The sequence below is a fragment of the Parapedobacter sp. genome, assembly GCF_035556095.1.
Lineage (GTDB): Bacteria > Bacteroidota > Bacteroidia > Sphingobacteriales > Sphingobacteriaceae > Parapedobacter.
On sequence record NZ_DATMFT010000014.1, the window covers coordinates 39500 to 61396 of the forward strand.

Here is a 21897-nt window from a genome sequence, read left to right on the forward strand (position 1 = left end):
CAACTATTCCTTTCTCATCGGTCGCTTTTCATTGTATGTCGCATTTCCGTGAAACCAAGCAGCCGCTTGTCCGGCCAGCCACAGGTAATGGTCAGTCGGCAAATCGTCTTCGATACCGATAAAACGAAGTCCTTCAACGCCGTTCAGGGGAGTGTCCTTCTCGTTTGCGGTTTTGAATATTGCCGTACCTTCGTCAATCTCGTCAAACATGGCAAGGTATAGGGAGCGCGCACCGGCCTGTTTGGCTGCCACCACCTGTTGCCAGAAGAAATCACCGTTTAGCCGCGGAATCTGATGGTATATCTCCGGATTATGATTCATATTGCCCCAGCTGAACCCCGGGAAGACCAGTGGGACATAGTCTACGCCGTTAGCAGCACACCAAGCGATGTCTCCACCAACCACGGATGGGTCGAATGTTTTGCTGTTGTAACGGCCAACGGCCCATGGCATCACGATATCCGCTTTCCTGACGAGTGTGTGCAGCATTTCTGACGGCTCGGTATCCCGGCCCAATGTACTCCAGTAATAGGGCACGCCAAGCATAACGGAAATATCGTGTTCTGATTTCAGTCGCTCAACTAGGTTGTCTACGTCAGCAATGGCATAACGTCTCTTGTCATTGAATCCAACTCCCCAGATGGTCATTAGGGGTTTCCCCCGGTGCCAAAGATAGGTTGGATTAACAGCGAGATCTGTCAACTCGAATGTTTCCACGAGCTCCTTCCAGTCTGTTTCAACCAATGCGATATCTTCACTGCGGCAACCGCTCAGATCATACATCACGCTGATGGCCCGCCCATATTTCTTTGCCGCTTTCAGTGCATTCTGGAGCACCTTATTGAAATGGCGTTTTCCCGAATGGTTGTTGATTTCGGCCACAAAGCGCTGCATGTGGACCCCATCGATGCCGTATTCTTTCATCCATTTGAAATGGAGGTCCACGCTTTCCTCGTCGTACGGACTATATAGGTATGCGTCGCGGCCATCTGCGAATTTAAACGGTGATTTATATGTTTTTGTGTATTCGCGGATATCCGGCCACATATCTACATTGGTATTTCCCGGTTGGAAAACACCTCCTCGCCCTCGGTAATGATACCACCCCCGGTTGGAGTCATCGCCCTCGGCGGCAAACCAACCTTGGTAACCGGCCATTACCAGCCCGGTATAAGAAGAGTAGACCGGTTGTTCCCAGATTTCTTTAATGGTGCTTTCCTGATTCTTTCCCAGCGGGTTATCCGATCCGGGGGTATTTGCACGGTACCTGTTGGTTTCGGCACCTGTGACTACACGGCTGCCAGGCATCTGCAAAAAGCCGAAGGGGTCCGTCTGTCTCACCCATTGGTGGGCGTAATGCAGGAAGGCATTCCGATAGCTGTCCGGTTGTTTGTGAAACCAAGTGATTTCATCGTATCCCCAAGCGTAATGATCAGCAAGATTAGCTTGATCGCGGTGGTCGCTAATGCCGAAGTTGTCAAATTCAACCAAATACAGGCTCTGTTCGCAGCTCCACCCGCTGGGGGTAACTCCACCAACGGTCTTCTTATAAATGCCATCAAGGTACCCCACCGCCAACTCCACCTGCTGCGGTTTATCGGTAATTTCGCGGAGACGGAGCGGAAAAGAGACGAAATCAAATAATAGCTGCCCATCCATAACCATTCCGCCATTGGGTAGATGCGAGTCGCAAATCACGGTACCACGGCGTGCAAGTTTCTTGGCAGCGCCCCTTACATGTTTCAATAGTGTCTTCCAAGCCGCTAGGCTTTCTTTTTCTCCACCCATAGCCATCAATTGGGCCTGTCCAAAGTGGATGGCTTCAATGCCTATCTCCATATACCTACACGCTAGGAAATAGAAAAACAACTGCGTTTCTTGTCGGGTTATGTCTGGCACACTGCTCCCCTTACGCCAATGGTCCACGAATTGTCCATTTTGGTTGAGCATATCCGCGTACCGGAAATGCCGATGCTCAATGGGAAGCCCGAAGGTCTCAAACACCCATGCCGGAACCGGGATATCCGCTACTTTCTCCGATATAATCTCAAAAATACAGGCTTGAAATACCAAGGTGCTGTCAAAAGCATGCATCGACGCCATGGTATGCTCGGCACCGTCCCAAAATGACGGTGTAAGGTAAAAACGCTCATTACCCCAGGAATAGAGTGCCCGCCCGATGAATTTAGCACCGATATGCTTGAGCATCCGTACGTCATCGGCCTTATGCGGATAAGGGCCATCGATATAGCACCCCTCGCTGTTCAAAAACTCGGCTTGTGTAATGCTCTTGCTCAGGTAATTTTCCAACACTTGTTTCGATACCTTGCCGTCTGCGAACTGGTATGAAGGCTGTGTGCCCAACGAGGTTTGTGCATCCGCCCGTCCCATTGACAAAGCGAGGAGAATCGCTGATCCGATGATGATTGATTTTTGCCGCGTCATATTGATTGAATTAATTCGGTACCGCCGTTGACGATATCTTCGTGGGCAATCCATGGTTAGGGGAACTAGTTAATCCCGAGTTCGCGCTGTATTTGTTCGAGGCTCTTGCCTTTGGTCTCGGGCATTACGCGCCAGATAAACAAGAAAGAGAGCAACATCATCACTGCATAAAATACAAACGCATAGAAACCACCCAATGGGCTACCCTCTACAATAATCGGAAACAACCAGGAAATCACGGCTGCCATAACCCAATGGGTGAAGCTACCTAGCGAGCTGCCCTGAGAACGTACCCGGTTTGGGAAAATTTCGGCTATGAACACCCAAATTACTGCTCCCTGTGAGAACGCAAAGAAAGCGATGAAGCCCACCAAATACACGATAACGTATGGATTGGCAACATCCGGTTGGCTAAAGGCAACCGCTGTGAGCACCAGGAATACCACCATGCCCAGCGCACCAATAAGCAGCAAGCGCTTTCGACCAAACCGGTCGATAACCGACATCGCCAATATGGTAAATAGGAAATTTGCCAATCCGATGTATACCGATTGCTGGAATGCATCGGCCCGCTCGAAACCGGCCATCTCAAATATACGGGGGGCATAATATAGAATTGCGTTGATACCCGAAAGCTGATTGAACATAGCCAACAATACTGCATATGCGATCGGTTTGTTATACTTTCCATTGAAGAGGCTTTCCGCCTTTGCTCCCACGTTGCCGGTTGCCACCACGTCATTGGCCTTTTCCGCTGCATTGGGCTCTCCCAATCGTAAAAACACGTGGGTTGCCTCAGCGGCCCGCCCTTTGCTGGCCAACCAGCGGGGGCTTTCGGGGATAAGCCAAAGCAAACCGTAAAATACCACGGCAGGGAGGGCCATGATACCCAACATATACCGCCAGGCGTCCTCACCGCCGGCCCCAGCCAGCAGATAGTTGGTCAGGTAAGCAACAAGGATACCGGCCACAATATTCAACTGGAACATCCCGGCCAAGCGACCGCGCACCGCGGCCGGCGAAATCTCTGAAATATACATAGGGCCTACCACAGAAGATGCCCCGACGGCAATCCCTCCGATAAAACGGAAAAAAACAAATCCTTCCCATGCGGTCGTAACGGCACAGCCGATTGCCGAAAGAAAGTATAAAACGGCTATGGCAAAAAGCACCTTCCGCCGACCATATCGTTGAGCAGGTCTGCCGATCACGAGTGCGCCCAGCACCGTGCCAATGAGGCTGGAAGCAACCGTAAATCCCAGCCAAAAGGAATCCAATGACCATAGCTGCTGTATAGTCTGTTCGGCACCGGAAATTACCGAGACTTCGAAACCGAACAGAAAGCCACCCAACGCCGCGATGAGTGCAATACGGGTAGGATAATTATTCATAACCTAAGCTGTCTATAAAATATCATATGGTGCATCAAACACCGGTTTTTCTAATTGTGTTTTACTGCCAAATTCCAGTCTAATTGCAAGATATCGCCTTTTTTAGTATCAAAATTCACTGTACGGTCGCCCAGCCGCAACGTTAGCTTCCCTCCTTTTTCCGATACTACGCGTGCCCCGTTGAGTTTCCCGTCTCGCCACGCAAGGTCGATGACAAATCCGCCACGAGCACGTAGCCCTTCGACTGATCCTTCGGCAAATGCCGTAGGCAACGAAGGTAGTAAATGTATCTCAAACCTGTTGTCTTTAAGTGCCACATGGCTTTGAACTAGCATTTCGGCAATTGCCGCTGTTGCACCGAAATTGCCATCGATCTGGAAAGGCGGATGGTTGTCGAACAGGTTTGGTAGGGTCTTTTCCCGCAATAACACGCCCAGCAGCTTATATGCGTGGTCGCCGTCGTGCAGCCGGTTCCACATGTTGATTTTCCATGCCAACCCCCAGCCGGTGCCACCGTCGCCCCGTGCGATTAGCGTCTTCCTAGCGGCTTCGGCAAGTTCGGGCGTGGCACTTACCGAGATTTGGTTACCCGGATGGAGCGCGAACAGATGCGAAGTATGGCGGTGATGCGGATCCACTTCCTTATAGTCCGCTACCCATTCCATTATTCGCCCGGTTGACTCGCTAATCCGGATGGGTGCCAATCGGGATAGGATTTTATTGCATGTGTCTCTGAACGTTTGGTCTACATCCAGAATCTCAGCGGCGGCGATGCAGTTTGTCAATAAATCGTGGATGATTTCGAGATCCATCGTGGCACCGTACGTAAAAACGGAATGATCCCCGTTGGATAATATAAATGCATTTTCGGGTGAATATGAGGGATTAGTCACCAGCTTGCCCGCTACTGGCGTACCTAAAGGTGCTTCCACCAAGAAATCCACGATAAAATCAGCAGCCCCTTTCATCAGTGGATATGCGCGCTCCTGCAAAAAAGCCGTATCTAGCGTATAGCAATAATGTTCCCAAGGGTGTTGTGCCAGCCAAGCCGCTCCCATCGGCCAGATACCCTGTGGCCCATCTGCGGGGGCGGTGAATCCCCAAGCATCTGTAAGGTGGTGTACTACCCAACCGTCTGCACCGTACAACACGCTAGCCGTACGAGAACCCGGCTTAACCAATGCGTCAGTCAAGTCGAATAGCGGGAAGTGCATTTCAGATAGGTTCGTAATCTCTGCCGGCCAATAATTCATTTGCAGGTTGATGTTCGTGTGATAATCGGCATTCCATGGTGGATTCATCTGCCATGCCCACAAGCCTTGCAGGTTGGCGGGCATTGTGCCCGGCCTCGAACTGGAAATGAGTAGGTAACGGCCGTACTGGAAAAACGTTTCCACGAGGCACGGATGGGGTCGGCCGGTGTCTCTGGCCTCCTCCAGCAGCTCATCAGTAGCCAGCTGTATTGCTTTTTCATCAGGGGCGCCCAATGTAAGCTGAACACGGTTATAATAAGCTTGGTGTTCATTGATATGTACCGCTTTAGCCGAGTCATAGGAGCGCTGCATTGCCTTTGCTATCGTTGCCGCACAAGCATCTTCGGGAAGCCCGGGAAAATCGAAAACGGTTTCATCCAGGTTGGCAATGCCGGGGTGGTTGGTTGCGCCAGCTATATAGAGCGTCAACGTATCCGCATTGGCTACAGTGAGGATGTTTTCACGGAAACCAATTTTTCCGCCTTTCGCTACCGCCTTTACCTGTGCCGCAAAGCGAATGCCCCGGCTATTTCCATCGTTGTCTTTAACAGGCAGTCGGCCTTTCAAGAGTAGCGACGTTTTGTCGGTGGGATGGGGCATGGCTTCGGCATCCTGTTGGCGCCGAAATGCAAACGAACTACTTATCTTTCCGCCGTCGCTCGCCGTAAAGCGAACCACGATGACGTCATCTTCTGCAGCGGCAAAACTTTCCCGTGTGTACCAGGTACCTTCATACAGATAGCGTACAGTAACAATACCAGTGGCTAAATCAAGGCTACGCGTGTACGAATCGGCCTTCAGGTGCGGGGTATCGAACCATAGCTCAGCGAGCGACTGATAGGGCTTCACGCGCTTTGGTCTGCCCATCATCGTTTGTTCTGCCAGTTTTACGGCTTCATTGTTCTTGTCTTCAAAGAGGAGGCGCCGCACCTCCGGCAACGTTTCCAACGATTCGGGATTATTGGGATCGAGGGCATAACCATCCCAAAGTGAACTTTCGTTTAGCTGGATACGTTCGTCTGCCACACCGCCGAAAACCATGCCTCCCAACCGGCCGTTGCCGATGGGTAGCGCTTCTTCCCATACCTTGGCGGATTGCTTATACCAAAGCACATTCCGCCCCTTCGGACGCTTGCCTGCGAAGTTGAATTCCGCCCGGTCTATCCATTCCGCACGTATGTCTCCGCTGCGCGAGCTAGCGGGAAGCACCGCACCTTTATCCACAGGATTCTCCTGTGCAAAGGCAACACCACAAAAAAACAACAATAAGGCAGTCAATAAGCGCTTCATCTGGATCAATTAAACGGTTTATACGATCAGCTCATTGTCCGTTCGGACAATGTATTTATTAATCGCAAAGATAGGACACCCTATTAAAACAATCTTAATGAAGCATTAATATAAGAATGAATGGGTAATTCTATTTACTTTATTTCTGACCTTCCAGATACGTCACTAATGACGCCAGCTCTTCGTAGCTCAGTGCATTGGCAAGGCCTTCGGGCATCATGGACATCTCCAGTTCCTGGCGGTTTTTGATATCCGCCGTCTTGATTTCCGTGGCAATGCCTGCAATGTTATTGATGGTGATTTTCTCTGCAGACTCGGCCGTAACAAAACCCACGTACATTTCGCCGCTTTTCAGTTCGATTTGCACCGTTGCAAAGCCCTGCGAAATGGAAGCGTTCGGTTTGAGTATTGATTCGGCAATCTGCTCACGGTTCATGATGGAGCCGATCTGACCCATAAATGGTCCTTTCATCGGTCCACTCGCATCCACGGTGTGGCAGGCCACGCAACCTTGCTTCACGAAAAGCGCAGCCCCTTCTTCCGCATCGCCCTTAATTCGCTGTAGCGCCAACAAGACATCTTCAATGGACGACTCGCCCACTTGCCCCTTCTTCTTTTTGATAGCCTCTAAATCGACCAATGCCGCGTCTTGACGCGCCTTTTCCAGATCGACCGTACCGAAGCGATCGATGCCCAACCGGTATTTCGTATTGAGTGCGCTGAAGAAGTTCTTATTTGTTTTACTGGCTGCTTCCCATTGTGCTATCAGGAAACCACGTATCGCCGGGGTCGACGTCCATTCTTCCGTTTTATAATATGGGCCGTGCGTATCGGGCCGTGTGCCCCACCACCACGACGCATCATAGCTCGGTTCATTATGATAGATCCGCGCGAGGGTGTTGATTACTTTTTCGCGATAGGCTGTGTCATCGGAGCGGTCATGGGCGCCGATCAAGGCATCCACCACACGGTCGTCGTGAAAATAGCGTATGGCCCAAAGTGCCATGTCGGCTTGTTCGTTGCCCAGCGCATCAATACATTCCTCCACCGCATTGAGTGCTACCAACGCCTTTACCGAAAGGTGCGGGATGATGATTTCCACATTGGGCGTGGCATGCGGACCTTCAGTGCCCAGCGCCGGTGCTTTGAACGAAGCCGGCACCTCGGTATTTAACAATTGGCCGATGGCCTTCCGGATACCCAATCGACCCACACCGATGGTGGCTATAGCCCTCACCCGAGGGTTATCCGATTGCAGGGCAGCAAGGAAAGGTTCCGCAGGCACAGCATCGGCCCACTTTTTACGATCAGCCAGGACACGCAGGGCGAACTCCTGCAGCGTGGGATTTTGGGTAGTCGCAACCAGTCGGTCGATACCCGCTTTACCTGCCAATTGCGCATAGGTGTACAATGCGGCTACCCGCTGTGCCATACCCAGCGATTCATCTTCAACCAACTTCCATACCGAGGCGGCCACGCGTTCGCCGGGATTCCTACTAAGCAATTCAAACTGGGCTGCCTGACGGGCTTTGGCATCGGGTGATTCCAGCAGGGCGACAAGTTTTCGTTCAGATTGCTGCGTGACATCGGCAAAGGGCTGGTATTCCCATCCTTCGGGCACCACCCGCACCACATAACCGATATCCGGACTACCGGAATATCCGGCGCCGTCCCAAGCGGATAGGTACATAATCCCGGAGCCGTCGATATCTACATCGGTAATCTGGGGCAGCTGGATGAACGGTTCCTCAGCTTGTGTGAACGTGGGACCATCGGCCGTAACGGGGTGCCTGTATAGGTAACTCCGCCCCCAATCGGCCATCAGCGGTGTGTTGTTGTAGGCATCCGGCCACCGGTGGTCGTTCAGGTACAATGATCCCGTTCCCGAGCCGCCACCCACATCCACCAATGCTGGGATAATTTCTTCCGTATAGTGCTTAAATAACAATGGGTACCCATATTCACCCGATTGCAACTGGTGCGAAAACCGGATGTTCCAGCCCCCGCCGTCGTTGGTGTTATCGCGGGTGAATATGTTCATCAGCGGATCGATGGCCACGTCGTAGATATTGCGTAGGCCATGTGTATAGACTTCCATCTCGGTACCGTCGGGCCGCACACGCAGCACCCCACCACCGAGCATGGTCAGCTGGGTGCCGTCGCGATCGGTGGCCTTATGGAAGCCAAAGTCGCCCACGGCGATATAAATCCAGCCGTCGATACCCAGTTGGATGCCGTTGGTGGCATGGTCCGTTCCTCTTTCGGCGAGGTAAGTGGGGTTGCTCAAACCGGTAATCAGCGGCTGCGGGTCGCCGTCGGCCACCCCGTCATTATCGTTATCTTCAAACATGATGAGGTCCATGTTTTCGGCTTTTTCCGTTTCGGGCGAAAAGCGTGTATGCAGTACGAATACCTTATGCCCCATGGCGAGGATACCGCGGGGATTATCTACCTTGGCAAACTCTGTATGCGTATCGAGGATACCATCACCGTTGCAATCAATGAGCTTGACGATGGCCCCGTAGCCCATGTCCTTGCCGAGGGAGCCCATCTTGTCAACCCCTACGTACACATCGCCCAGTGCCGACACGGCCATGCACGCTGGGCTCGGCACCAGTTCGGCGTCAGCAAAAACAGTGATACCCAAGTCAGAAGGCCACTTAAGTCCATTCGCTAATGAGTCCGTCATGGCTCTGTATTGATAGGTGGGTGCCGGGTTGCAATCGCGTGTATTGTCGGTACAGCCCCAAAAGGCGACAGCGCCTACAAGCGTATAACCGATAAATTGGAACGGCTTGGCTAGGCAAGCGAGTTGTAGATTAATAAATTTCTTCATTCGTATATAAAATTCTCTTTAAGCGCTCGGCAAATATAAGTGCATCATTTAAAAAGTCCCAATACACAAGCTTATCTCTCGAGTCACCTACCTCCATTCGAAGCTACCGCGACTGTGACTCGGCATCAGGTTGAATAACATCCATACACCGATCAGTGTTATCCGTTTCATAAATGGTTACCAGTTATCATAAATCGTCCAAACTCCACGAATCCTCCCATTGCACATAAGGCGTTTCTTCGTCAAGGCGAACAGGCAACCAAATATAGCGACTATCTTTGAGATCACCCGGCTTCCACCGGTCGGCCATAAAAATAAACGTATCTGCCTTCCCAACCACGGGTAGCACGAATGTCGATTGTGCATCGAAGGTGATTTCCGCTTTCGGCCCATGCATCGGGTCGCCGAGTGACGTCCAGGGCCCAAACAGGTTATCGGCCACATAGAGCCGGGCCTGGTTGGGTTGCCAACCGGTACATGCACTGGTGAAGAGGTAATATTTACCCCGGTATTTAAATAGGGCCGGTGCTTCGCGGTGCTCGCGGAAGAGCATGCTGTCTTGTGTGGTTGGCTGGAGGTAGTCGTCAGTTAGCCGGGCTATACGCAGGTCAAAATTATCGTTGGAAGCGTAGATATGGTATGCGCTGCCGTCATCATCCACAAACAGCCCCATATCGCGTGACATGTTGCCGTTCGGTCGGAAGCTGTCCACAAAGCGGAATGGACCCATCGGTGTATCGCTCACGGCCACCGCCGCACGGGCCGCAGCATATCCCTGGCCACGCAACTCCAGGTGGAACCACATGACGAATTGCTTGTTCTGCTTGTTGTATATCACTTTGGGCCGCTCCATGATGCAGCCCCATACGATATCGCTGCTGGGATCTTCCACCGGCGAAAGGGCCAACGCCTCCCAACGCCAATGGTAAAGGTCTGTAGATGCATACACATTCACACCTTGCGATTGCCTGCCGCCACGTTTCTCGCCATACCAATAGTATACACCATCGTGGTACACGATACCACCGCCATGGGCGTTGATGTGCTCTCCCCGATCATCGGGCCAAAGCTGGCCAGGTGCGAAGACGTTCCGGCCCAAGTTGTTGGCTACCCCGATATCGGGCGACTGGTCCGGCAGCACGGGCTGGCCAAAAAGGTCGTTCACCACGGTGTCTACCAATGGCCTACCTTTTCCCTTGGCTGGCGAATCGCCTTTCAGCAGCAGCCCCTTTAGCGCACCCATACCGGGGTGTCCCACGTTTTCCAAGGTAACGAACAGCGGGTCGCCGAATACGGCAGCTGGATCGTAGGGTCGGGCGATATGCTCGCCGTGGTACAGGTTGTTGGCATAAAAAATACGGGTAGCCTTCGCATCTTCATAGTCTACGGGCGACAGCGCATAGAAAATGTTATTCGCGATGAGCGTACTGTCTGGGTATCCGTGCCAATTATCGAAAGCAATCAGCGTGCTGTCGGCAGCTGGGTGGCGAAAGGCCGATATGAGCACTACGTTGTTGTATATTTTCGTATTGGAGGTAGGCCCGGGCAAGTGTATGACGGGTGAAAACCCAGCGTGTTTCCCCGCGATGCGACCGCCGTCGTTCACACTCACGTTATAGCGAACCACGGTACCCGTGTTGCCTACGCTCGACCGCGTACTTGCACTGCCATCATTGCAAACCAATAGAAACCCGCCCTCATTATCGTGGCTATAGTTGTACTGGATGAGCGTATTGCGGCAATTCCAATCCGAATCAAAGCCTTGGGCGTCCCAAGGGGCCTTATGGTCGCTCACCTCGTTGAATTGGATAACCGTATTATCGCAGCTCCACGGCCAAATCCCAGCCGCTGCCTCGCTGTCTGGCAACAGCCGGGGGCAGTCGCGCATCACATTCCATTCAATCAGTGCCGAATCGCAGCCAATGGGGACGATGCCATCACCGGGCACCCCTTCCAGCAGGTTATGGCGGATGACGACGGCCCGGCTGGGGTACCAATTGTCGCGGCTCCAGTAGCCGTTAATGAGTATGCCGTTGCGATGGGTGCGCTTCACGGTGTTGTGTTCAATGGTGAGTCCCTCATACCACGAGGGCGTTTCACGGCCACCGTTTTTAACGATGATACCCGCACCACCACCTTCCTTCTTCACCAAACTGCCATTCACGTCGTGGATATCCAACTGGTGGAGCCGTATAGCCTTCGCTACACCAAAATCCCGGATTTCGACGATTATCCCAGCTCTGCCAGCTTCCCGCTCGGGGCCGTGGTTGGAGATGTCGAGACCCGATAGTTCCCACCCCGAGACGTTATACAGGTGTACGGTAGCGAGGAAACGCCCATGTGCTTGCAAACGTGGTTTGTACCCTTTCCCAAAATTGGCCACCACGATGGGCTGTGTTTCTGTGCCCGATCCCTGTGGCTTGAGTTGGCCTTCGTAAATACGCCCAGCGCGGAACAATAGCGTGTCGCCGGGTTGGAAATGGGCTTGGTTCACGCGGCCGAGGCTCCGCCATGCGGCGGTGGAATCCCGGCCCGATGCTCGGTCATCACCATCCCGCGAATCCACATAGTAGGTGTCGGCATACGCCCACTGCCCGATGAGGCAGCAGGCAATCAACAGGTATATTAATCGATTAGTCATCATACCCTACAAATGTCGGAAATAACCGACTACCATTGAGAGATAAAATTAGCCGACGCCATTCACTCGTTCAAATAATCTGGGATAATGACTCGCTAATCGATATGCAACGGCACCGCAACAGGTTCCAGCCAGGGGCTGGTGCATCTCACCGTTACGGTGCCCGATTCGCCCGTTGACAGGATGTAGGCCAATAATCTGCCACGGGAGGCACGGTGTGTAGCGTCCGTGTAGTTACTCATGTCCGTATTGTTGCTACCTTCGAGCCCCAGTAATTTAGCCGGGCCATCGATCTGCACCGATATATTGTCGTCAGCAAGGGTAACAGGCAGGCCGTCTCCGTCAACGATTTCGATGGTTACGTGGGCAACCTCATGGTTGCGCCCGAGTCGTGCCCGGTCTACCGAAGCAACTAACCTATGGGGGCGTTGCGACGTTTGGATGGTGTCTCGTACCACTTCTTCGCCATCGCGGACACCCACGGCTTCCAACGTACCGGACCGGTAAGGGACATCCCAATAATAAACACCGGTTTCATCATCCAGCCGCTTTTGGGCGGCAACAGGTTCGCCGTTGAGCAACAGGTTTACATCGGCGCAATTGGTATAGCTAACCACGCGGATGGTATCACCGTCGGCATAATTCCAAACAGGCCACGCATCCACGGATACGCGCCGCTGCCATGGGTTGCGGATGGCGTATGTACCGATGTAAACCATCGGGCTATCGGCCCAGAGCGACTGGCGATAGTAGCCACGCGGCTTGATGAAGCCGCCGAAGTCGAGCAATCCGGAATAGAAGCCGCGTGATGGCCAACGCCCCGATTCGCCGAGGTAGTCGATACCCGTCCAGAGGAACTGGCCGAAGATGTGTTCGTTATCGCGCACCGCCTTCCAAGCGGCCAGGTCGTGGCGGTTTTCGCTACCGTAGATGACGCGGTCGGGATAGCGCTCGTGATCTTCCTCGTACCGGCTCTCGGTGTAGTTGTAACCCGCGATGTCCAATGCGGCCGGATACGCCGTTTCGTTCGACATGGCCACCCCGGCCAAGCCCGCGGTAACCGGGCGGCTGGCGTCATATTCTTTCACAACAGCGGCCAAGCGCTTCGCAATATCGCCGAGGCGCATCGCATCCGGGGCATCGGGTTTGAACCCGCCGAACGTAGCCTGCGTAAAGCCACCGTCTTTTTCATCACCGTCCAATATGGGGTGTGAATACGGATCGTTCGGATAATCCACTTCATTGCCGATGCTCCACGCAAAGATGGAGAGGTGGTTGCGGTCGCGTTTCACCACGTCGGCCAGGTCCTGTTCGCCCCATTCCTCGAAAAAACTGTAGGCTCCCTGAAATCCGGGCGTACCCACGTTCCACCCTTCCAACCACTTCCGTTTGGGAAATTCCCACTCGTCAAACGCTTCGTTCATCACCAGCAGGCCCAATTCATCGCAAAGTTCGTAAAGCGATGGTGCCTGGGGGTTGTGGCTCGTCCGGATGGCATTCACACCGATTTCCTTCAGGGTCAACAACCGGCGGCGCCATACCTCCGGATATACTGCCGCGCCCAACACACCGGCATCGTGGTGCAGGCATACACCTTTCACCTTCATCCATTCGCCATTGAGGGCAAAACCCTTGTCGGGATCGAACGTAAACGTACGGAACCCGGTTTTAACGACCGACTGATCGATCGGCTCACCGTCTTGAAGCACGGTGGTTTCCAATATATACTGGTTGGGATCATCCAATCGCCATAGTTCCGGATTTTTCACATTCAGCGTCAATTGGACGTCTTGGCAGCCAGCTGCGATAGACGTTTTGGTCGTCTTTTTAGCCACCGTGGTACCCGCCGGGTCTTTCAGTTCGGAGACGATCGATACGTCGGCCGGCGAAGCGGATGGGTTAGCCACGGCCACCTGTACATGCAGCGTGCCTTTATTCCGGTCTACCGTGGGGTACGCATATACGCCCCATTGTTCCAGGTGCACGGGTGCCGCCCGTACCAGCCACACATTGCGGTAAATGCCCGAGCCGGTATACCAGCGCGAATCGGCATCGTCGCTATGGTCCACCCGTACGGTCAGTACGTTTTCCTGGCCATACCGGACGTGCGGAGTGAGGTCGTACATAAATGAAATGTAGCCGTTGGGGCGTTTGCCAAGCGACTGCCCGTTGATGAACACTTCACTGTGGTTATATACTCCCTCAAAGTAAATGTACAACTGCTGGCCGCGGTATTCATTGGGCACGCTGAGCGTTTTGCGGTACCAGCCGATGCCACCCGGCAGGTAACCCGTGGCGCTGGCCAGCGTGGGGCTGAGCGGCTGCTTAACTGACCAGTCGTGCGGCAGGTCCAACCGCTCCCATGAACGGTCGGGTTCGCCGGGCTGCTCGCCTTCCGGCATGTCACCGAGTTTGAATGCCCAGCCGTCGTTTATGTTCTCGGCGTGGCCGAATCCGGGTTGGCCGTAAACCTGGGCAGGCTTAAGCCCCACCCAGATACAGGCCACCAAAAAACAAGATATCATTCGCATAATTACTTCCTTCCTTAGCTATCGTTATTATTATATTATCACAAATTTAACATCAATAATAGGGGTTCTGCTGCAGTTGGTCGTTCGAGGCGAGGATTGGCACGGCGCTGCTGCCAAGGTAACCGCAGTAACAAGTTTCTGCCACATGGGATAAGCTTTTACCAACAAACTTAATGATTATTTTTATCTTAAGACCGGGCCCGCCTTAGCACCGTTGAAATACCCAAACCGATCATAAGCGTAGTACAATGGGGATACCACGAAAAACCCAGCCGGTATGGCGGTGGGCAAGCCCGTCGGCTTTTCTGCCAAACTGTCATTCTTTCAAAATATTCTTTTTAACTTTGTAAGCTTTAATGGACGATCATGTTTGAGACACCCACAACAACGAAACAGCACGACGAATCGCGGCAAGGTGAGGCATTGTTGATTGAGAATGACCCGAAAAAGGCCGATGGCCGTAAATTATACATAGAGAGCTATGGCTGCCAGATGAACTTTTCGGATAGCGAGATTGTGGCCTCCATTCTACTCGACAAAGGTTTTGAGACAACGCGCGATTACCGAGAAGCTGATGTGGTATTTATCAATACGTGTTCCATCCGTGAAAACGCTGAGCAACGCGTGCGCAACCGACTCAAGGAATTCGAATCGGCCAAAGCCAAGAACCCCGGAATGGTGGTGGGCGTACTGGGCTGCATGGCCGAACGGTTGAAATCCAAATTCCTGGAAGAAGAAAAACTGGTGGACGTCGTAGTTGGACCTGACGCCTACCGTGACCTACCTAACCTCATCGAACAGGTAGATGAGGGCTCGCGGGCGGTTAACGTGTTGCTGTCGCGCGAGGAGACCTATGCGGACATCAGTCCTGTTCGCCTCAACTCGAATGGGGTAACGGCCTTTATCTCCATCATGCGGGGCTGCGACAACATGTGCTCTTTCTGCGTAGTGCCATTCACCCGGGGACGTGAGCGGAGCCGTGATCCGCAGTCGATCGTGAAGGAGGCCCAAGACCTCTTTAATGCAGGTTACCGGGAAGTGACACTGCTGGGCCAGAACGTAGACTCCTACAAATACGCTGCGCCAGTGGCCGACGGCCAGGAGCCAGCGCCAGTAGTTACCTTCGCCAATCTCTTGGAAATGGTGGCCCGCGTGAATCCGCTGCTGCGTGTGCGATTTTCTACATCGCACCCCAAAGACATCACCAACGACGTGCTCTACACCATGGCGAAGTACGAAAACATCTGTAAGTATATTCACCTGCCCGTACAATCGGGCAACTCACGTGTGCTTAAGGTGATGAATAGAACCTACGACCGGGAATGGTATATAGGACGGGTGAAAGCCATTCGCGAAATCATTCCCGACTGCGGCATCTCGACCGATGTCATCACCGGTTTTTGCAGTGAAACGGAAGAAGAACATAACGATACCCTTTCGATGATGGACTACGTGAAATATGACTTCGCGTATATGTTTGCCTACTCGGAGCGGCCGGGTACACTCGCCGCAAAGCGATATACAGATGATGTGCCCGAGGAGGTGAAAAAACGACGCCTCACCGAAGTGGTGAATCGCCAACGCGCTCACAGCCTAGAACGCCTGGAAACGTACGTAGGGAAAACCCATAAGGTTCTCATTGAGGGCTTGTCGAAACGCTCAGATAAAGACTATTGCGGCCGGAATGATCAGAATACTATGGTGGTATTCCCGATAGACAACCGTTATAAAGTGGGCGATTATGTGATGGTCTATGCCGATCGATGTACATCGGCGACGCTTATTGGAACAATTGTAGACTAGATATTAGTCATTACCGTAAGTTGCTATAGTCGTCATCCACTAGTTGATTACAATAAAAACCAAACGTTTAATCCGGGAAAGGGTTAAGCTAAGGACCGAGTACGATAGACTAAGTACTTAACAAATATGGATATTCAAGACATAAAGAATAGATTCGGGATTATTGGCAATTCGCCGTTGTTGAACCGAGCCATTGATGTGGCACGGCAGGTGGCGCCTACCGATATTTCCGTATTGATTACAGGGGAGAGTGGAAGCGGTAAAGAGGTGTTTTCGCACATCATCCACCAGCTCAGTGCCCGCAAACATGGTCCATTCATTGCGGTCAACTGCGGGGCGATACCAGAAGGCACCATCGATTCGGAACTTTTCGGACACGAAAAGGGCTCATTTACGGGAGCGCATGAGGCCCGCAAAGGTTATTTTGAAGTGGTGAACGGCGGCACCATCTTTCTGGATGAGGTTGGCGAGCTACCTATGGGTACTCAGGCCCGATTGCTTCGCGTACTCGAAACCGGTGAATATATCCGTGTGGGCTCATCGAAAGTACAGAAAACGAATGTACGCGTAATCGCCGCTACCAATGTAGACATTTACGAGGCCGTACAGAAAGGCAAATTCAGGGAGGACCTTTACTATCGGCTCAATACTGTGCCGCTGCGTATTCCCGCTTTGCGCGACCGGAAGGAAGATATCCATTTGCTCTTCCGCAAGTTCGTGGCAGACTTTACCGACAAATACCGGAGTCCCAATGTACAGCTCACTGAAGATGCGCAGCAGCTGCTAGCCAACTACACTTGGCCGGGCAATGTGAGGCAATTAAAAAATATTGCCGAGCAAATTGCCGTATTGGAGAAAGAGCGCCTCCTTGATGCTGAAGTGCTCCAACAGTATTTGCCTCACGACAACAGGAGTAACCTCCCCGTACATGTGGGGACAGCGAAAGGTACGGACGATTTCTCGGAACGCGACCTCCTATACAAGGTGCTTTTCGATATGAAAAAAGACATGGTCGAATTGAAGAAATTGGTAGTGGAGATTATCCAGAACGGAGTTAACTCGGGCATTGTAGAGGACAATTCGCCGTACATAAATAAGCTGTACCGTGAAATCGACAACCCAATTACCGAGCAGCTGCCGGCACCGCCAACATTAACCATCCACCGGCCTTCGCCAAACGATTCCAACGACGATTTCCGCTATCATACCCAAGAAGCTGAAGAGGTGGAGGAAGAATCATTGTCGCTCGTTGAGCGAGAGTCGGATCTGATTAAAAAGGCACTGAAGAAGCATAAAGGCAAGCGGAAATCGGCAGCTCAGGAACTAGGGATTTCTGAACGAACATTATATCGGAAAATAAAGGATTTAAACCTGACTTGATACAGATAGCTATGATGATGGCAAAAGCGATTAGGTATTTATTGGTGTTGTCGGTTGTTCTTACAGTAAACAGTTGTGGCATAAAATACGGCTTTACCGGAGGATCGATACCCGAAGGAATGAAGACGTACACCGTTGAATTCTTCGAGAATACAGCGCCCATTGTAAACCCCACGCTTAGCCAAACATTTACCGAAGCCCTGAAAGAACGTATCCGCAGCCAATCCAGCCTAAGTCAAGTGACCAACGAGGGCGATGCGATTTTCGAAGGGCGCATCACGGGGTATAGCATTGCGCCGGCTGCAGTTGAAGCGGGAACCGATCGTGCAGCACTCAACCGGCTATCGATTACGGTAAACGTGAAATACACAAATACGATCAAACCCGAGGACAACTTCGAACAGCCGTTTACCCGATTCAAAGACTTTTCGTCTGCTGGTGGCTCGATACCCGCACAGGAAGAGGCACTTATCCGGGACATCAACCAGATGCTTACGGAAGATATCTATAACCGGGCATTTGCGAATTGGTAAGGTGATGATGATTTGATGATTAGTTGAGTGGAAAACGTGAATTACAAAGAATTATATCATAGTGCATTGGCTAACCCCATGGCTATTGGGGGTGACACCTTGTCAATACTGATTGATCGGTTTCCGTATGCGCAGGCGTTGCGCGTGGCACTGGCCCGTAAGAACTACGAAGAAAATGGCTCCACCGACGGAGAAAATGCCCGGTTGGTTACCGTGTTCCCCAACTGGTTATCCGGTCGTCTCCTTGCTGAAGTGACCCCGATTACTAACGTATTTCCGGCCGAACATACTGTTGTATCAACCAAGGAGATAATAACGGAAGTGACACCGAGTGAGACCGAGCCCTCTACAGACGACGCAGTGCCAGTGGCCGACATCGAAACTGCTAGCCACGCTCTTGACGACTCGGGATTGGTGGAGCATCCCGTGGGCATGGATTATTTTGCATATGAAGAAAAAGCCGCGGACGAGACGGATGTCGGGGTTGTGGATGTGGATGTGACGGAGGAAGTGGTACCGCTATCCGAAGCAACACCGCATGAGAAAGTTAGTTTGTATAACGACGATCACTTGCCCTATAGCTTTTTGTGGTGGCTCAATAAGACACGGATGGAATATGCAGATACCTACCGGCCTTATGCTTCCGACAATGGGCCGGCTGTTTACCCCACCAACCTGGTGAATGCTCCTGCCGACGAGCAAATACTCGACCACCAAATCCGGGAAAACATTTTCCACCTACAGTCACCCGAAGAGAAATTGAGTACGGCGCATGCACCGGAGACCATCTCATTCCAAGTCCCTAAAAAAACTGATCCTATCATTGAGCGGTTTATACGGGAAGAACCCCAGATCAAGCCGCCCCAGGCGGACAAAATCAATCTTGAGAACAAAGCGCGAAAAAGTGCCGAAGACCAACTAACATTGGTAACCGAGACCTTGGCGAACATCTACGTTGAACAAGGACTGTATCCAAAAGCAATAGCCATCTATAAAAAATTAAGTTTGAAATATCCCGAAAAAAGTACGTACTTTGCCGCTCGAATAACTGAATTGACAAATAAATTACCCTAGCGGAATAAAGCGATGCAAACATTACTGATTATATTGATTATGCTGGCCAGCGTGCTGCTATCTTTCTTGGTACTGATCCAAGAACCAAAGGGAGGCGGATTGGCCTCTGGTTTTTCGGGTGGCACTAACTTGATGGGCGTGAAGCGTACTGGTGACATTTTGGAGAAAGGAACGTGGGGATTGGTGATCGCCATCATGGTTTTTGCACTAATCGTGAATGTAATGAGCCCTTCGGCGAGCAGCGGGGGCAGCGGATTGACGGAGCAAATCACGCCGACGTCACCGACCACGACGCCGATTCCTCCGGTTACAGCTCCAGAGGCGACTCCGGGCTCGGACACTGCGCAATAAAACATCAAAAGGGCCACTCGCAGACGGGTGGCCCTTTCTCTTTCGTGTCACTGACATCTGCACTGACATCCTGACACAACTTTCGAATACATCTTCCAATGCCCACGTTAAAAATGAAAAAATGGCAAGGTAATGCCATAAAACGCCGCTTGGCATAGTTGATGCCGTAATTGGCGAGGATGAATCAAAACATATTAACAATTACATATTAACTAAAATCATTATGGCGTTAAGTATTAAACCTATCGGAGACAGAGTGGTGGTTGAGGCTGCCCCTGCAGAGGAGAAGACCGCATCAGGTATCTATATTCCAGATACCGCGAAAGAAAAGCCCCAACGTGGAACAGTTGTGGCTGTTGGCACCGGAAAAACGGATGAGCCGTTGACCGTAAAGGTAGGAGATCAAGTGTTGTATGGCAAGTATGCCGGCACGGAGATCACGTACGAGGGGAAAGAATACTTGATTATGAAGGAGTCTGATATCTACGCGATCGTTTAAGATCGGTTGGTTATCGGAAAACCATAATTTTCCCCTTGAACATTTAATTAGTAATGGTTTATTGAAAATCGCAATACGGAGCACAGCGGTTTATCCACAGTTCCGATTTGCACAGTGAAACTGAAATCAATTAAAAAATGGCAAAACAAGTTAAGTATAATGTCGAAGCGCGTGACACCCTCAAGAGAGGTGTAGACACATTGGCAAATGCAGTGAAAGTGACATTGGGCCCACGTGGCCGGAATGTCATCATTGAAAAAAAATTCGGCTCGCCGTCTATCACTAAAGACGGAGTTACCGTTGCGAAGGAAATCGAATTGAAAGATGCCCTGGAAAATATGGGTGCCCAAATGGTGAAGGAAGTAGCTTCCAAAACCGCCGACCAGGCTGGTGATGGAACCACTACGGCTACGGTGTTAGCGCAGGCCATCATTGCACCAGGCCTGAAAAGTGTTGCTGCAGGCGCCAACCCAATGGACCTGAAACGCGGCATCGACAAAGCGGTCAGTACCGTGGTTGGAAGCCTCCAAAGCCAATCTAAGACGGTTGGTGAAGACAACAACAAAATTAAGCAGGTCGCTAGTATTTCAGCGAACAACGACGAGGTAATCGGTGCGCTGATTGCCGAAGCCATGGAAAAAGTGGGCAAAGATGGTGTAATCACTGTGGAAGAAGCCAAAGGTACGGAAACGGAAGTGAAGACCGTTGAAGGTATGCAGTTTGACCGTGGCTACCTTTCGCCTTACTTTGTAACTAACACGGATAAAATGGAAGCCGAGTTGGAAAATCCATATATTCTGATTTACGACAAAAAAATCAGCAATATGAAAGAGTTGCTTCCGATTTTGGAAAAACAAGTACAAACCGGCAAGCCGCTGTTGATTATTGCTGAAGATCTCGATGGCGAAGCATTGGCTACTTTGGTCGTCAACAAAATCCGCGGTTCCCTCAAAGTGGCTGCTGTTAAGGCACCCGGCTTCGGCGATCGTCGTAAAGCCATGCTGGAAGATATTGCTATCCTTACCGGGGGCACGGTTATCTCCGAAGAAAGAGGGTTCAAATTGGAGAATGCGGAACTTGACTTCCTCGGGCAAGCCGAAAAAGTGGTAGTGGATAAAGATAATACCACCGTTATCAACGGATCAGGCAACTCTTCTGACATTCAAGGCCGCGTAAACCAAATCAAAGCACAAATCGAAACGACCACTTCTGACTATGACCGCGAAAAACTGCAGGAACGTTTGGCTAAATTGGCCGGCGGCGTTGCTGTATTATACGTTGGTGCTGCTACTGAGGTGGAAATGAAAGAGAAGAAAGATCGAGTAGACGATGCGCTGCATGCTACCCGGGCCGCTGTTGAAGAAGGTATCGTAGCCGGTGGTGGTGTGGCGTTGATCCGTGCGAGCGAAGCATTAAAGGACCTGAAAGGCGACAATGAAGATGAAAACATCGGTATCGATATCATCAAGCGCGCCATTGAAGAGCCTTTACGCCAAATCTGCAACAACGCTGCTGTAGAAGGTGCTGTGGTTGTACAAAAGGTGCGTGAGGGTAAAGATGACTTCGGCTATAATGCACGTACCGGTGCTTACGAAAACCTAATTGGGGCCGGTGTAATCGACCCGACGAAGGTTACGCGTATCGCGTTGGAAAATGCAGCCTCCATCGCGGCCATGCTATTGACTACCGAAGTGGTATTGGCAGACGAGCCGGAAGACGAAAAGGCAGCTGGCGCTGGTGCTCCGCCAATGGGCGGTGGCATGGGCGGAATGATGTAATCAGTGCTCGCTTGAAGCGAGAGACCATCATATACGCAAAAGGCGGCACATCCCGAAAAGGTGTGCCGCCTTGTATTTTATACCTTTTTTAA

13 protein-coding genes are annotated in these 21897 nt (G+C 51.6%); 7 read left to right on the top strand and 6 right to left on the bottom strand.

The features are described 5' to 3' along the window. Window positions 1–3 precede the first annotated feature (3 nt). From VNQ80_RS06985 to VNQ80_RS07010, 6 genes are all read right to left on the bottom strand, one after another. Window positions 4–2445: a glycoside hydrolase family 71/99-like protein gene (locus tag VNQ80_RS06985; RefSeq protein WP_325636827.1), complete on the bottom strand. Its 2442-nt coding sequence runs from the start codon at window positions 2443–2445 to the stop codon at window positions 4–6. A 65-nt stretch (window positions 2446–2510) separates the two neighbouring features. Beyond that, the gene (locus tag VNQ80_RS06990; protein WP_325636831.1) at window positions 2511–3836 is read right to left on the bottom strand and encodes a sugar porter family MFS transporter; all 1326 of its coding nucleotides are present in this window, start codon (window positions 3834–3836) and stop codon (window positions 2511–2513) included. Between the two features lie 50 nt (window positions 3837–3886). Next, on the bottom strand, window positions 3887–6379 hold the full coding sequence (locus tag VNQ80_RS06995) for a glycoside hydrolase family 95 protein (protein ID WP_325636833.1): 2493 nt from the start codon (window positions 6377–6379) through the stop codon (window positions 3887–3889). A gap of 139 nt (window positions 6380–6518) precedes the next feature. Further along, window positions 6519–9215, bottom strand: coding sequence for a DUF7133 domain-containing protein (locus VNQ80_RS07000; protein ID WP_325636835.1), 2697 nt, complete (start codon window positions 9213–9215; stop codon window positions 6519–6521). Window positions 9216–9402: 187 nt separating this feature from the next. After that, on the bottom strand, window positions 9403–11859 hold the full coding sequence (locus tag VNQ80_RS07005) for a family 43 glycosylhydrolase (protein WP_325636837.1): 2457 nt from the start codon (window positions 11857–11859) through the stop codon (window positions 9403–9405). A gap of 92 nt (window positions 11860–11951) precedes the next feature. Then, window positions 11952–14387 (bottom strand): sugar-binding domain-containing protein, encoded by a 2436-nt coding sequence (locus tag VNQ80_RS07010; RefSeq protein WP_325636839.1) that lies wholly within the window; start codon window positions 14385–14387, stop codon window positions 11952–11954. A 366-nt stretch (window positions 14388–14753) separates the two neighbouring features. Here VNQ80_RS07010 and miaB point away from each other — a divergent pair, with 366 nt between their 5' ends. The 7 genes from miaB to groL all read left to right on the top strand — a co-directional run bounded on the left by miaB (window position 14754) and on the right by groL (window position 21805). Next, window positions 14754–16190 carry a tRNA (N6-isopentenyl adenosine(37)-C2)-methylthiotransferase MiaB gene (gene miaB, locus VNQ80_RS07015; protein ID WP_325636841.1) on the top strand — a complete coding sequence of 479 codons (1437 nt, stop codon included), beginning with the start codon at window positions 14754–14756 and terminating at the stop codon, window positions 16188–16190. A gap of 126 nt (window positions 16191–16316) precedes the next feature. After that, window positions 16317–17570 carry a sigma 54-interacting transcriptional regulator gene (locus tag VNQ80_RS07020; protein ID WP_325636843.1) on the top strand — a complete coding sequence of 418 codons (1254 nt, stop codon included), beginning with the start codon at window positions 16317–16319 and terminating at the stop codon, window positions 17568–17570. A 14-nt stretch (window positions 17571–17584) separates the two neighbouring features. Further along, complete coding sequence (locus VNQ80_RS07025; protein ID WP_414692986.1) at window positions 17585–18103, top strand: LptE family protein; 519 nt, start codon at window positions 17585–17587, stop codon at window positions 18101–18103. 36 nt (window positions 18104–18139) lie between these two features. Next, entirely contained in the window at window positions 18140–19177 is a 1038-nt protein-coding gene (locus tag VNQ80_RS07030; RefSeq protein WP_325636847.1) for a hypothetical protein, read from the top strand. Window positions 19178–19189: 12 nt separating this feature from the next. Then, on the top strand, window positions 19190–19528 hold the full coding sequence (gene secG / locus VNQ80_RS07035) for a preprotein translocase subunit SecG (protein ID WP_325636849.1): 339 nt from the start codon (window positions 19190–19192) through the stop codon (window positions 19526–19528). Window positions 19529–19751: 223 nt separating this feature from the next. Further along, window positions 19752–20027 (top strand): co-chaperone GroES, encoded by a 276-nt coding sequence (gene groES / locus VNQ80_RS07040; protein ID WP_325636851.1) that lies wholly within the window; start codon window positions 19752–19754, stop codon window positions 20025–20027. Between the two features lie 137 nt (window positions 20028–20164). Then, window positions 20165–21805: a chaperonin GroEL gene (groL, locus tag VNQ80_RS07045; RefSeq protein ID WP_325636853.1), complete on the top strand. Its 1641-nt coding sequence runs from the start codon at window positions 20165–20167 to the stop codon at window positions 21803–21805. Window positions 21806–21897 lie beyond the last annotated feature (92 nt).

Excerpts from the sequence above, each read along its gene's own strand:
- VNQ80_RS06985 (WP_325636827.1), bottom strand. The coding sequence starts at position 2,445 with ATGACGCGGCAAAAATCAATCATCATCGGATCAGCGATTCTCCTCGCT.
- VNQ80_RS06990 (WP_325636831.1), bottom strand. The coding sequence starts at position 3,836 with ATGAATAATTATCCTACCCGTATTGCACTCATCGCGGCGTTGGGTGGC.
- VNQ80_RS06995 (WP_325636833.1), bottom strand. The coding sequence starts at position 6,379 with ATGAAGCGCTTATTGACTGCCTTATTGTTGTTTTTTTGTGGTGTTGCC.
- VNQ80_RS07000 (WP_325636835.1), bottom strand. The coding sequence starts at position 9,215 with ATGAAGAAATTTATTAATCTACAACTCGCTTGCCTAGCCAAGCCGTTC.
- VNQ80_RS07005 (WP_325636837.1), bottom strand. The coding sequence starts at position 11,859 with ATGATGACTAATCGATTAATATACCTGTTGATTGCCTGCTGCCTCATC.
- VNQ80_RS07010 (WP_325636839.1), bottom strand. The coding sequence starts at position 14,387 with ATGCGAATGATATCTTGTTTTTTGGTGGCCTGTATCTGGGTGGGGCTT.
- miaB (WP_325636841.1), top strand. The coding sequence starts at position 14,754 with ATGTTTGAGACACCCACAACAACGAAACAGCACGACGAATCGCGGCAA.
- VNQ80_RS07020 (WP_325636843.1), top strand. The coding sequence starts at position 16,317 with ATGGATATTCAAGACATAAAGAATAGATTCGGGATTATTGGCAATTCG.
- VNQ80_RS07025 (WP_414692986.1), top strand. The coding sequence starts at position 17,585 with ATGATGGCAAAAGCGATTAGGTATTTATTGGTGTTGTCGGTTGTTCTT.
- secG (WP_325636849.1), top strand. The coding sequence starts at position 19,190 with ATGCAAACATTACTGATTATATTGATTATGCTGGCCAGCGTGCTGCTA.
- groES (WP_325636851.1), top strand. The coding sequence starts at position 19,752 with ATGGCGTTAAGTATTAAACCTATCGGAGACAGAGTGGTGGTTGAGGCT.
- groL (WP_325636853.1), top strand. The coding sequence starts at position 20,165 with ATGGCAAAACAAGTTAAGTATAATGTCGAAGCGCGTGACACCCTCAAG.